The 12,598-nt window shown below is 71.0% G+C and carries 11 protein-coding genes; 3 read left to right on the top strand and 8 right to left on the bottom strand.

What is annotated here, in order from left to right; translation table 11 throughout:
- Window positions 1–23 precede the first annotated feature (23 nt).
- Complete coding sequence (locus tag ABD208_RS00695) at window positions 24–2,123, bottom strand: beta-galactosidase (RefSeq protein ID WP_344098743.1); 2,100 nt, start codon at window positions 2,121–2,123, stop codon at window positions 24–26.
- Between the two features lie 63 nt (window positions 2,124–2,186).
- On the opposite strand from ABD208_RS00695, the gene ABD208_RS00690 reads away from it, so the two are divergent.
- Complete coding sequence (locus ABD208_RS00690) at window positions 2,187–2,975, top strand: MBL fold metallo-hydrolase (RefSeq protein ID WP_344098742.1); 789 nt, start codon at window positions 2,187–2,189, stop codon at window positions 2,973–2,975.
- Window positions 2,976–2,981: 6 nt separating this feature from the next.
- Here ABD208_RS00690 and ABD208_RS00685 read toward each other — a convergent pair whose 3' ends face one another.
- Window positions 2,982–3,806: an alpha/beta fold hydrolase gene (locus tag ABD208_RS00685; protein WP_344098741.1), complete on the bottom strand. Its 825-nt coding sequence runs from the start codon at window positions 3,804–3,806 to the stop codon at window positions 2,982–2,984.
- Between the two features lie 135 nt (window positions 3,807–3,941).
- On the opposite strand from ABD208_RS00685, the gene ABD208_RS00680 reads away from it, so the two are divergent.
- A complete protein-coding gene (locus tag ABD208_RS00680; RefSeq protein ID WP_344098740.1) occupies window positions 3,942–5,162 on the top strand; it encodes a cytochrome P450 in 1,221 nt (406 codons plus the stop codon).
- 257 nt (window positions 5,163–5,419) lie between these two features.
- On the top strand, window positions 5,420–6,634 hold the full coding sequence (locus tag ABD208_RS00675) for a beta-ketoacyl-[acyl-carrier-protein] synthase family protein (RefSeq protein WP_344098739.1): 1,215 nt from the start codon (window positions 5,420–5,422) through the stop codon (window positions 6,632–6,634).
- Here the strand turns inward: ABD208_RS00675 and ABD208_RS00670 are convergent.
- The 6 genes from ABD208_RS00670 to ABD208_RS00645 all read right to left on the bottom strand — a co-directional run bounded on the left by ABD208_RS00670 (window position 6,548) and on the right by ABD208_RS00645 (window position 12,560).
- Window positions 6,548–7,303 (bottom strand): 4'-phosphopantetheinyl transferase family protein, encoded by a 756-nt coding sequence (locus ABD208_RS00670; protein WP_344098738.1) that lies wholly within the window; start codon window positions 7,301–7,303, stop codon window positions 6,548–6,550. The two genes, ABD208_RS00675 and ABD208_RS00670, sit on opposite strands and share 87 nt — an antisense overlap.
- Window positions 7,300–8,517, bottom strand: a complete 1,218-nt coding sequence (locus tag ABD208_RS00665; protein ID WP_344098737.1) for a beta-ketoacyl-[acyl-carrier-protein] synthase family protein — start codon at window positions 8,515–8,517, stop codon at window positions 7,300–7,302. The genes ABD208_RS00670 and ABD208_RS00665 overlap by 4 nt, the downstream gene beginning before the upstream one ends.
- A gap of 85 nt (window positions 8,518–8,602) precedes the next feature.
- Complete coding sequence (locus ABD208_RS00660) at window positions 8,603–8,839, bottom strand: phosphopantetheine-binding protein (protein WP_344098736.1); 237 nt, start codon at window positions 8,837–8,839, stop codon at window positions 8,603–8,605.
- A 28-nt stretch (window positions 8,840–8,867) separates the two neighbouring features.
- Window positions 8,868–9,662, bottom strand: coding sequence for an ABC transporter ATP-binding protein (locus tag ABD208_RS00655; protein WP_344098735.1), 795 nt, complete (start codon window positions 9,660–9,662; stop codon window positions 8,868–8,870).
- A 10-nt stretch (window positions 9,663–9,672) separates the two neighbouring features.
- Complete coding sequence (locus ABD208_RS00650; protein WP_344098734.1) at window positions 9,673–12,075, bottom strand: ABC transporter permease; 2,403 nt, start codon at window positions 12,073–12,075, stop codon at window positions 9,673–9,675.
- Entirely contained in the window at window positions 12,072–12,560 is a 489-nt protein-coding gene (locus tag ABD208_RS00645) for a DUF6790 family protein (protein ID WP_344098733.1), read from the bottom strand. Before ABD208_RS00645 ends, ABD208_RS00650 begins: the two co-directional genes overlap by 4 nt.
- Window positions 12,561–12,598: the final 38 nt, after the last annotated feature.

The following is a 12,598-nucleotide window of genomic DNA, read 5'->3' as shown; positions in this document are numbered from 1 at the left end:
TGCCACACCAAGGGGTGCCTGGGTCAGGCGGCCAGACGGAGGACCCGGACGGCGCCCGCGGCGATCGACACCTCGCCCGAGAACGTCTCGCCGGTCAGGAGGTCCGTGCCGGTCGGCACGGAGGCGGCCGACGACGGCACGGCGCCCGTCGCGTCCAGGGTGACCTCCGCGTCCGTGTGGTTGATGACGAAGATGTAGCCGGTACCGTCCTCCGCCACGCGGTGGACCGCCTCGACGCCGTCCGGGACCGCAATCGCCGGGAGCACGCCCGCCTCGGTCGCGATACGGCGGGCCAGGTGGGCGACGCCGTCGTCGGAAAGACGCGTTGCCACGTACCAGGCGGCGCCGTCGGGCCCGACCGGGCGGCGGGTGATCGCGGGGCGGCCCGGGAGAGGGCCGTCGTCGTAGGTGGCGACCGCCTCGACGTCGTCGGCGATCGTGGACTTCTCCGTCCACAGGTCCGCCGGGGCCGAGCCGCCGGGGAGCGACTCCCCGGAGATCCGCACCGTCTCGCCCTCCTGCAGCGGGAAGAACTCCTCCGTGCGCACCCCCAGCAGCTCGCGGAACGCGCCCGGGTAACCGCCGAGGCGGATGTGGTCGTGCTCGTCGGTGATGCCGGAGAAGTAGGTGATCAGGACGGTCGCGCCGCGGTCGGCTGCCGCGCGGACGCGCGCGGCGTCGTCGTCGGACACGAGGTAGAGGTTGGGGACGACGACGAGGTCGTAGCCGTCGAGGTCGCGCGACGGGGGGACGACGTCGACCGTCACGCCCAGCCGCCACAGCGCCTTGTACCAGGCCATCACCTGGTCCAGGTACTGCAGCCCCTCGGTGGGGTGCACGTCCTGGTCGCAGGCCCACCAGGCGTTCCAGTCGAAGACCAGCGCGGTCCGGGAGAGCACCCGCGAGCCGCGCACCTCACCGAGCGCCCGCACCGCCCCGCCGAGCGCGACGACGTCGCGCCACAGCTCGGAGTCGCGGCCCGCGTGCGGCACCAGACCGCTGTGGTACTTCTCCGCGCCCGCCTTGCTCTGGCGCCACTGGAAGAACATCACGGCGTCGGACCCGCGGGCCACGTGCGCCAGCGAGTTCCGCAGCATCTCCCCCGGCTGCTTGGCGCGGTTGCGCGGCTGCCAGTTCACCGCGCTCGTGGAGTGCTCCATGAGGATCCACGGGGCGCCGCCCGCAATGCCGCGGGCGAGGTCCGCGGAGAACGCGAGCTGGACGTGGCGGTCCGGGTCCGCCGCGGTCGTGTAGTGGTCGTTGGCGACGACGTCGAGGTCGTCCGCCCAGGAGAAGTAGTCCATCCCCGCGTGGCTGCCGGCCATGAGGTTGGTGGTGGTCGGCACCTGCGGGGTGACCTCGCGCAGCAGATCACGCAGGTCGCGGTAGTAGTCCAGCAGCGCGTCGGAGCTGAAGCGGTCGAAGTCCAGGCGCTGGGTCGGGTTCTGCATCGCCGTCGTCTCCAGCGGCGGCAGGACGTCGTCGAACGACCCGAGGCGCTGCGACCAGAAGGCGGTCCCCCAGGCCTCGTTGAGACGGTCGACATCCGTGTACCGGGCGCGCAGCCACTCCCGGAACGCGTCGGCGGCGGCCGGGGAGTAGTCACGGGGGCAGTGGCAGCCGAGCTCGTTGTCGACGTGCCAGAGCGCGAGCGCCGGGTGGTCCGCGTAGCGGCGGGCGACGCGCTCGGCCGTACCGAGGGCGTAGTCGCGGAAGACCGGGTGGTGGATCGAGTAGGTCTGGCGGGAGCCCTGGTGGAGCACGGTGCCGTCGGCGCGCTGCGGCAGGATCTCCGGGTGCTTGCGCGTAAGCCACGGCGGAACGGCCGCGGTGGCGGTGGCGAGCGCGACCCGCACGCCCGCCTCGTGGAGGCGGTCCATCGTGGCATCGAGCCAGCCCCAGTCGAACTCGCCCTCCCGGGGCTCGACGGAGGCCCAGGCGAAGATCGCGAGGCTGACGATGTTGACGCCCGCCTCCCGCATCAGCTCGATGTCCTCGAGCCGGACCTCCTCGGCCCATTGCTCGGGGTTGTAGTCGCCGCCGAAGGCGAGGCCGTCGAGGCCGGAGTTCCAGGGGCGGACCGCGGAGGGGTCGAAGGCGCTGGGGGCCGTGCGTCGTCGCATGCGCCGAGTCTGGCACGCCGGACTGAAACGGTTCAACCCGGCGGCCGCGGCTACCGTTGGGCCGTGACGTTCACCGCGGTGGCCGACCAGGTGCTCGTGCGGACGAGCCGTCGGATGCGTACGACGACGACGCTGGCGCTCGGGCCCGGCGGGATCCTGGTCGATCCCGCCTGGGAGCAGGACGAGCTGGACGGGATCGCCGACGACCTCGACGGACTCGGCGTGCGGGTGACCGCCGGGTTCTCGACCCACGCCCACTACGACCACCTGCTCTGGCACCCGCGGTTCGGGGGCGCGACGCCGCGGTGGGCGTCGTCGGCCGCCGTCGCCGTCGTCGCCGCGCAGCGCGACGCGCTGCTCGACGACCTGGCCGCGGATTCCGCCGGGTCGCACGACGGCGCGGTCCGCGCCCTGTTCGGCCGGGTGACGGCGATGCCCGACGACGACGGGCGCCCGGGCACCCGCATCCCCGGCCCGGACGGCGCCCTGCCGCCCCACGAGGTCGTCACGCACGACGCCCATGCGCCCGGGCACTCCGCCCTGTGGCTGCCCGGCCCGGGCGTCCTGGTGGCCGGCGACATGCTCAGCGACACCGAGATCCCGCTCCCGTTCGACCCCGACGATCTCGAGGCCTATCTCGCGGGCCTGGACCGGCTCGAGCCCTACGTGCGGGCCGCGTCCGTCCTCGTGCCCGGCCACGGCACGCCGTCGTACGCGCCGATGACCCGGCTGGACGCGGACCGGCGCTACCTCGACGCCGTCCTGTCCGGCCGGGCACCCGACGATCCGCGCCTGCGGGATCCTGGCATGGCCGACGCCCATGCGCGCGTCCTGCGGATCGCCGGCCGCTGAGCCCGCTCAGGCGGAGCGGGACTCCTCGACGCGGTCGAGCCATTCGTGGACGAGGGCCTCGAACACCGCCCGGCTCTCCAGGTGGACGTGGTGGCCGGCGCGGTCGACGACGGCGAAGGTGGTGCGCGGGTAGTGCTCCAGCAGGTCCCACGCCTGGCGGTAGCCGGTGACGTGGTCCTGGCGGCCCACGACGAACAGGCCGGGCCCGCCGAACGGGCGCGGCTCCAGCGGGAACGTGCCCGCGTAGGCGGCGGAGATCCGGTCGACGGCGCGCTGGTCGACGACGGACAGGCCCGGCGCGATCTCCGCGGCGAACCGCGCGAGGACGGCACGGGTCTGGACGACGTGGATGTCGTCGTCGGCGTCGAGCGCCGCGTCGCCGACCTCGTCGACCAGGGCGGGCTCCCGGACCAGCACCTGCCGGTCCGGCACGACCCGGCGCGCGTGCTCCGCCTCGATCACCGGGACCACGAGGCCGATGCCCTCGACCCTGTCGTGGGCGGCGGCGAGGCCGCGGGCGAGCAGGCCGCCGTACGACTGCCCGATCACCGTGTACGGGCCGGGGACCAGCTCGTCGACGGCGGCGCGGAGGACGCGGAAGACGTCGTCGGTGCCGGCGACGCTCTCCGGGGCGACCGTGCGGCCCATGCCGGGGAGGTCGAGATAGATCCGGCGCCATCCCGGGCGCTCCGCGAACACGGGCTCGTAGGCGCCCGCCATGAGGCGATGGTCCACCCCGAAGCCGTGGATCAGGACGGCCGTGGGCGCCCCGGGATCCTCCGGGCCGTGCACGACGTGATGGAGCTTGACACCTTCGACCTCGGCGAACATGCGAACACATTATCCGGCGGCCCGGTCGGGGCGTTCCGGAGCGGCCGTGTCAAGCGGGTCCGCCGCGCTATTTTGGCGCCCGGCGGTCGATGGATTCGCGGCTTTTGCTGGATCTGCCGGTGCTAGCGTGCCGCCATGGCCACAGTGCAGGGCAGTCTGATTCCCGACCTGACATCGGTGGACCTCATGGATCCGCGGACGTTCGTCGAGCACGAGCCGCGGGACTTCTGGCGCGAGGCCCGCAAGGCCGGGCCTGTCTACTGGCACCCCGCCCGTGAGGGGCGCGAGGGCTTCTGGGTCCTCACCCGGCACGCGGACATCCAGAAGGCCTACCGGGGGGTCCGCCAGTTCCTCTCGGGCCGCGGCACGGTGCTCGACGTCGTGGTGCGCGGCGACGACCCCGCGGGCGGCAAGATGATGGCGGTCAGCGACGGCGCGACGCACCGCCGGCTGCGCTCGGTCCAGCACAGCGCCCTGACCCCGAAGGTGCTCGAACCCGTGGTCCGGGACGTCAACGAGCGGGCGGACCGCCTGGTCGCCGAGGCCGTCGGCGCGGGCGAGTTCGACTTCGCCGCCGGGATCGCCGAGCACATCCCCCTGGCCACGATCTGCGACCTGCTGTCCATCCCCGAGGCCGACCGGCCGAAGCTGCTGGGCTGGAACAAGCTCGTGCTGTCGGCCGAGGAGGCCGGCACCGATCACATCGAAGCGCTCGCCGCCCGCAACGAGCTGGTCATGTACCTCGCCGACCTCGTGCTCGAACGGCAGGAGAACCCCGGCGACGACATGGTCAGCATGCTGGCCACGACCCCCGTCGACGGCAGGCCGCTGACGGTCGAGGAGGCGGCGCTCAACTGCTACAGCCTCATCCTGGGCGGGGACGAGACGAGCCGGATGTCCGCGATCGTCGCCGTGAAGGCCCTCGCCGAGCACCCCGAGCAGCTCGCCCTGCTCCGCGACGGGGCCGACCCGGAGATCGCCGCCAACGAGATGTTCCGCTGGGCGACGCCCGCGATGCACTTCGCCCGCCGCGCGGCCGACGACGTCGAGTTCGCCGGCGAGACGATCCGCAAGGGCGAGATCATCAGCCTCTGGAACACCTCGGCGAACGACGACGAGGACGTGTTCGAGAACCCGGGGACCCTCGACGTCACCCGGCACCCGAACCCCCATCTCGCGCTCGGGTTCGGCCCGCACTACTGCGTGGGCGCCTACCTCGGCACGGCCGAGATGTCGGCCGTCCTGTCGGCCGTCGCCCGCCACGTCGGCTCCATCGAGGTGTGCGCGGAACCCGCCCGCGTGTACTCGAGCTTCCTGTACGGGTACAGCTCGCTGCGCGTCCGGTTCCACCCGTAGATCGCCCTGCCCGCCCGAGCCCGGGCCCCGACGGCACCGCCGTCGGGGCCCGGGCTTCGTCGTGCGCCCGGCAGAGCGGGGGTGAAATTTCGATACGCCAGGGCATTGAACATTGCAATTGGCTGAGTTGGACGCACGTCCTAGGGTGAAAATGGTCGCACCGGGTCTCAATCTTGCTACCACTCTCCCCCATTCGAACCATTTCCCGCTAGGCTACGAGCGGCACAGGCAAGCCGCTCCACCACCCGGGAGAAACAATGGAAAAGGTCGTCGTCACGGGCATGGGCGCGTTCTCGCCCATCGGGAAAAGCGTGAACGAATTCAATGAGAATCTGTTTGCCGGTCGTCACGGCATTGCCCCCGTCGACCATTTCGACACCACGGATCTGGCGGCGAAGGTTCATGCCCCGGTCAAGGATTACGAGGCGGAGGAGTACTTCCCCGCGAACATGGCCTGGCGCCTGGACTCCTACAGCCAGTTCGGGCTGATCGCGGCCCGCGAGGCGATGCAGGACGCCGGGCTCGCCGGCGCCGTCGACCCGTTCCGGCTCGGGGTGTTCATGAGCACCGCCTTCGGCGGCATCGGGACGGTCCTGGACGAGTCGGAGACGATGCGCGAGCACGGCCCCCGGCGCGTGTCGTCCATGCTGGTCCCGAAGTGGATCGGCAACATGCTCTCCGGCCTGGTGGCGATCGAGCACGGCGCGAAGGGACCCGTCCTCGCGCACGTCGCGGCCTGCGCGTCGAGCGCCGCGAGCATCGGCGAGGGGCTGCGCGCCATCCGCCACGGGTACGCGGACGCCGCGATCTGCGGCGGCGGCGAGGGCATCACGCAGAAGCTCGTGATGGCGGGCTTCCAGAACCTGCGCGCGCTGACCACGGCGTCGGACCCGGACCGCGCCTGCCTCCCGTTCGACAGGAACCGCGGCGGCTTCGTGATGGGCGAGGGCGGGGCCGCGCTCGTGCTGGAGAGCGAGTCGCACGCGAAGGCGCGCGGCGCCACGATCCACGCCGTCGTGGCCGGTTACGGCATCACCAACGACGCGTCACACATCACCGCGCCGGCGGAGGACGGCGAGGCGGTGGACCGCGCGATCCTCGACGCGCTCACCGAGGCGGGCCGCCGGGACGAGACCGTCTACGTGAACGCGCACGGCACGGGCACGGTGAAGAACGACAAGCTCGAGGCGGCGGCGATCTCCCGGGTGCTCGGGGGCAAGGCCATCGTGTCGTCGACCAAGTCGATGACGGGTCACCTGCTCGGGGCCGCGGGCGCGATCGAGGCCGTGGCGTCCGTGCTGGCGCTGCGGAACCAGGCGGTACCCCCGACCGTCGGCACGACGGAGCTGGACGAGAACGTCCAGATCGACGTCGTCACCGGGGCCTCACAGCCGGCCGACCTGGACCGCGCGCTGTCTCTGTCCCTCGGTTTCGGCGGCCACAACGCATGCCTGGTCCTGGACCGCCCGTGACGGCCGGGCCTGCGTCCACGACCCGGCCCCCGGCGCGGGAACGAGGAACCGCGTGCGCAGCGCCGTCCGCAGCTCGGGTTCGGTGTAGCCGTCCGCGGTGACGCTGAGATGACACGGCGGTTCGGCGATCGCCAGGGTGAGGATGTCGCCGGACGCCGTCGTGTCGAGCTGGTCCAGCGGGACGGTGAGGCCGCTGCCGGTGCGTTTCACGGCCGCCTCCTTGCGCGTCCACAGCAGGCTCAGGTCGTCCGCCGCACGCAGCCGGCCCGCGAGGTGGCGTTCACCGGGCGCCGCGATCCGGGCGAACAGCGCCTCGCTGTACCGGACTCGCGGCTGCACGTCCACGCCGAGCGGCGCCGGCCCGAGCGCGCACACGCAGACCGACGCGTCGTGCGACCAGTTGAAGTGCCAGCCGGGCGCCCCCGCGAACCGTGGCTTCCCGTGCTCCCCGCTCACGACGCCGGGCAGGGGCCCGCCGGCCCGTTCCCGCCACAGGTACTGCAGCAGGGAGAACGCGACCACGCTCGCGTACCGGTCCGCCTTGCGCCGGCAGCGGTCCGCCCGCTCCCGCCGCCAGCGCGGCAGGCCCGCGCGGAGCCGCCGGAAGGCGGCATCGTCCAGGAGATCCGGCCGCGCGATCGCCAGCTCGATCGCACGGCCGCCGGTCATGACGCGCGGTCGATGACCAGGGCGGCGTTGTGGCCGCCGAAGCCGAGGGACAGCGACAGCGCGCGGGAGAACTCCATGCTCCGCGCCGCGCCGTGCACGACGTCGACCTGCACGTCCGGGTCCAGCTCGCGCGTCCCCACCGTCGCCGGCACGGTCTGCCGCCGCAGGGCGAGCACGGACGCCACCGCCTCGATCGCGCCGGCCACGCCCAGCAGGTGGCCCGTCATCGACTTCGTCGACGAGACCACGGCCTTGCCGCCCAGCGTGCGCGCGATCGCCGCGGACTCGAGCTTGTCGTTCTTGATGGTGCTGGTGCCGTGGGCGTTCACGTAGAGGGTGTCGTCCGACGGACCGGCGTCGGCCAGCGCGTCCGTGATGACGCGGTCCGCCGACTCGCCGTGCATCGCGGGGGCCGTCATGTGCGCGGCGTCGTCGGTCAGCGCGTAGCCGGAGACCTCGGCGAGGATCTGGGCACCGCGGGCACGGGCGTGCGACTCGCTCTCCAGGACGAGCGCGGCCCCGCCCTCGCCCATGACGAAGCCGGAACGGTCCTTGTCGAACGGCACGCACGCGCGGTCCGGGTCGGACTCGGCGGTCAGCGCGCGCAGGTTCTGGAAGCCGGCGACGACGAGCTTCTGGGTGGAGGCCTCCGCGCCGCCGCAGATCATGGCGTCCACGTAGCCGTGGCGGATGGCGCGCATCGCCTCGCCGATGCTCAGCGCGCTCGACGCGCAGGCGGCGAGGTGCGCGGCGGCCGGGCCGCGGGCGCCGGTGTCGATCGCGACCAGCCCGGACAGGATGTTGCCGTAGAACCTCGGGACCGTGAGCGGCGAGACCTTCCCCGCGCCCTTCTCCAGCAGGGTGTCGTACTCGCCCAGCAGCGTCCCCGTGCCGCCGAACGACGTCGTCATGTAGACGCCGATCCGGTACGGGTCGACGCCGTCGAGCACCCCGGACGCCGCGACCGCCTCCCGTGCCGCGATCATGCCGTACTGGCTGTAGGTGTCCATCCGGTGCGCCTCGCGCTCGGAGAAGTACCGGGCGGGGTCGTAGTCCTTGACCGGGGCGTGCACCTTGGTGGTCATGTCGCCGAGGTCGAAGTGCTCGATGGGGGCGATCCCGTGCCGCCCGGCGAAGAGGCTCTCCTCGAACTCGGCGAGGGTGCCGCCGATCGGGCTGATCACGCCCATGCCTGTGATGACGACCTTTTCCATGGCTCTCCTTGGGTTTTGTCCGGCCGTTCTCCGGGCACGCCACGTAGAGGCCGTTCTCGCGGGCCCCTACGTGGCGGTGGTGAGGTCAGGCGTTGTCGAGCGCGGCGGCCTTCTGGACGTGGTCGTACAGGTCCGCGACCGTGGTCATGTCCTCGTCGATCTTGGTGGCGTGCTCGCCCACCGTGTCCTCGATCTGGATCATCAGCTCGAACACGCTGATCGAGTCGACGCCGATCTCGTCGAGCCGGTCGCTCATCTCCAGCTCGTCCGCGGACTTCGTGGCGAAGGCCGCGAGAGCGTTCCTGAAGTCTGTCTCGTTCATGAGGTTCTCCTTCTGGTGTGGGGGGACGTCAGAAGCCGAGCTCCCGGAGCCAGGCCAGGAGCTCGTCCTCGCGCTGCTGCGCCTCGGGCTCCTGCCACGACCCCATCGCCTTCTCGTCCACGACCTGGCCGTCGCGCAGGTAGATCACGCGGTCGCCGCGGGCGGCGACGCCGGGGTCGTGGGTGACCATGACGACGGTGGTCCCGTCGCGGTGCACGCCGGTGAACGCGTCCATGACCTCACCGGTCATGGACGAGTTCAGGGCGCCGGTGGGCTCGTCGGCGAACAGCACGGACGGCTCGCCGGCCAGCGCACGGCAGATCGAGGCGCGCTGCAGCTGGCCGCCGGACACCTGCGTGATGCCGTGGTCCTTGATGTGCGCGATCCCGAACCGCTCCATCAGGGCGTCGACCCGCGCGATCGCGGCGTCCCGGCCGGACCGGTCGGTCCCCTTGAGGGCGGGCAGCAGGATGTTGTCCCGCACGTCCAGGTTGCCCAGGAAGTGCGCCTGCTGGAACACGAAGCCCATCTTCGTCAGCCGGACCTCGCTCATCTCGGAGTCGCTGAGCGACGTGAGCTCGCGCCCCTCCAGCAGCACCGTGCCGGACGTCGGCCGGTCCATCCCGCTGATCGAGTACAGCAGCGTCGACTTGCCGGAGCCCGAGGCGCCCATCACGACGAGGAACTCCCCCGGCCGCACGGCCAGGTCGATCCCCCGCAGCACCTCGGTGGGCGGCTCGGTCGAGTAGAACGTCTTGGTCAGCTCCCGCGACTCGAGCGTCGTGGTCGTCGTCGTGGCCTCGTTCGTCATTGCCTGATTCATGATTCTTTCCTCATCCCCTGAGCCACTGGCTCTTGTCAGCGGTCCGGATCCCCGCGGTCAGCAGGACGACGCCCACGTAGCCCGCCCCGAGCAGCAGCAGCGGGAACAGCGCGTACACCAGCCACGGGTTCGGGATGAACGACAGGTCCGAGATGGTCAGCGCCATCATGTTGAGCAGCACGGCCGCGAAGCCCTCCCCGCCCGTGGCGGCGAACACCACGCCGAGCAGGACGCCGAGGACGACGGTGACCAGCACCTTCAGCCGGATCTGGGAGATGATCTCGGCCCCCGAGAACCCGATCGCGGTCAGCACGCCCATCTTCGACCGGTCCCGCGTCAGCCGGAGCTTCAGGAACAGGCTCGTGACCAGCACGGCCACCCCCAGCCCGAAGATCAGGGAGATCCAGGAGGCGCTGCGGAACGCCGTCGTCGTCCCCGCGAACGACTGCTTCTGGTACTCCGCCAGCGGGTAGACCGCGGTCCGCGGGAACTGCTCCGCCAGGGCGTCCGCGACCTGCTCCGGGTCCTGGCCGTCCGCCGCGTTGGCGTAGAACGTGTAGGCCGTCGCGCCGTCGGGCACCTCACCGCTCATCTTGGCCGTCTTGCCGCCCGCGGTGATGTCCTGGTAGATGGCGCTGATCTCGACGTCCGACGCCGTGCCGTCCTGGTCGAGGGTGATCGTGTCGCCGACGCCCTTCTCCAGCTCGGTGGCGAGCAGCGCCGACAGCGCGATCTGCCCGGCCTGGGGCGCGGCGCCCTGCATGAACTCGATCGTGTCGCCCGAGTAGTCGCCGATCTGGACCGGCACGCCGACCGTGCCCTCCGGGCCCTCGGTCCGGTACTGCACGCTCGCGAAGAGCTCCAGGTCCCTCAGCCGCTCGTCGCCCTCCAGGGCGCCGAGCACCTCGTGGCGCAACTCGTCGACGTCGTCCTGGTACTGCACCGCGACGGCGAGGTCGCGCTCCGGCAGGCCCAGGTACTCGACGAACTTCGGGCTCTCGAAGGTGGTCAGCAGGTTCACCGGGATGGTGATCAGCACCGCCGTCAGGAAGAACACGACCGGCACCAGGAGCCACTGCCCCGCCTCGGCCCGCAGGTCGAGGAACGCCAGGCGCGTGTTGATGTCCCCGCCGGACGACGACGCCAGGGTGGTCCGCCGCACCCACCAGGCCTGCCGCCTGGCGCGCCGCGCGGTCTGCTTCTCGGTCAGCGTGCTGCCGTGCACGAGGGCGTTGACGACCTCGATCTTCTTCACCGCGCCGAGCACGTTGCGGCAGATCCCGACCACGATCAGGAAGACGACCGCCAGCGAGATGAGCGGCACCAGGAAGGTCCACAGGCCGATCGGCGCCGCGGCGTAGTTCGCCTGGAGGTTCTGCGTCAGGAACATCGTCGCGAAGATCGCGAGCAGGCCGCCGATCACGCACGCCACGAACGTCATCACGCTGTACTTGGACAGGTACAGGCCCGAGATCGCGCGGTTCGGGATGCCGATCGCCTTCATCGCGCCGATCTCGCGGACCTCGTCCTCCAGGGTCCCCTTGATCACGAACCGCAGGTTGAGCAGCGCGATGACGATGAGCAGCAGGCTGATGAAGATCAGCGCCATGGCCGACAGGCCGTCGCTCAGCGTGTTGATGACCTGGATCTGCGCGGCCGTGATCGCCGGGCCCTCCTTCGGCAGCGCGTCGTCCGCCTCGTAGGCGGCCTGCAGGGCGTCCGCCCCGCCGGCGTCCGCCAGCAGGTACTCGACGATGATCTCCGGCAGGTTGCTCGAGTCGCCGCGCAGCGTCTCGAAGTCCTGGTCGGAGATCAGGACCCGCGTCGCGCTGTTGGCCGACGACGCCATCTGCGCGTCCTTCACGACGCCGACGACGTCCAGCGAGAACGGCCCCGAGTCGGTCGCGACGGTCAGCACGTCACCGGGCTGGAGGCCGAGCGACTGCTGGTACTTGACCGGGATCCAGACCTCGCCCGGCCCGGGCTCCGGGATGTTCCCCTCGCCGTCGACGAGGAAGTCGAACTCGTCGTTCTGCGTCACGAACAGGTTGTCGAACCGGTTCTGGCTGAGGTCGCCGGACTCACCCGTCTCCGGGCGCTCCCAGCTCAGCGCGTTGCTCTCGTAGCCGAGCATCTCGGTCACGAGCCAGGAGTCGATCTCGTCGTGCTCGGCCGCGAACGCCTCCAGCGCGGCGGTGTCGTACTCGCCCTTGTGCATCTGCAGGAAGTGCGGCGGTTTCGCCTGCTCGAACAGGCCGCCGACCGCTCCCGCCATGCGTTCGATCACCATCGACCCCGTCGCCATGAGAAAGGCGCTCAGGATCAGGATGACGATCAGGGCCGCATTGATGCCCTTGTTCTTGGTGAGGTCGTTGAAGGCGTACCGGAGATAAAGCCGATCTCCGTTTTTCACTGGAAGCTCCAGACTCCCGGGATCTGCAACGACATCCACGTGAGGACGAGGTGGTAGATCACGTCGAGGACTAGGTTGAAGATTTCGATCCGGGCCCACTCACCGGTCTCGCGGCGCCTGCGGACCACCTCCTGGGTGTGGGTCCACAGCCCGCTCAGGCCGTAGATGTACAGCGTGACCAGCACGCCCACCCAGAAGTTACCCTGGAACCAGATCGCGAGCACACCCATCACACCCAGCCCGAACTGGGCGAAACCGTACTTGACCTGGAACGGTCCGCCCGGCCAGCCGAGCTTGGCGGCGGTTCGCTCCGGGTACAGCACGTTGATGATGAATCCGCCGACAGCGATAAAGCCGTGCGACACCACGAACTGGTGCAGCAGCAGGGTGTGCATGATCTTGGCCTCGTCGGCCGGGAAACCCAGGATCCACAGGTGGACGAGCGCGGTGAGGATACCGCCCCCGATGATGTAGACGATCGCCATTTCTCTCAGTTCCTCTTTCGCTGTCGCCGCGGTCGCGG

It is taken from the genome of Myceligenerans crystallogenes, assembly GCF_039529775.1.
Taxonomy (GTDB): Bacteria; Actinomycetota; Actinomycetes; order Actinomycetales; family Cellulomonadaceae; genus Myceligenerans; species Myceligenerans crystallogenes.
The sequence above is the reverse complement of the archived record's forward strand: the minus strand, read 5'-3'. Positions and strand labels throughout refer to the sequence as shown.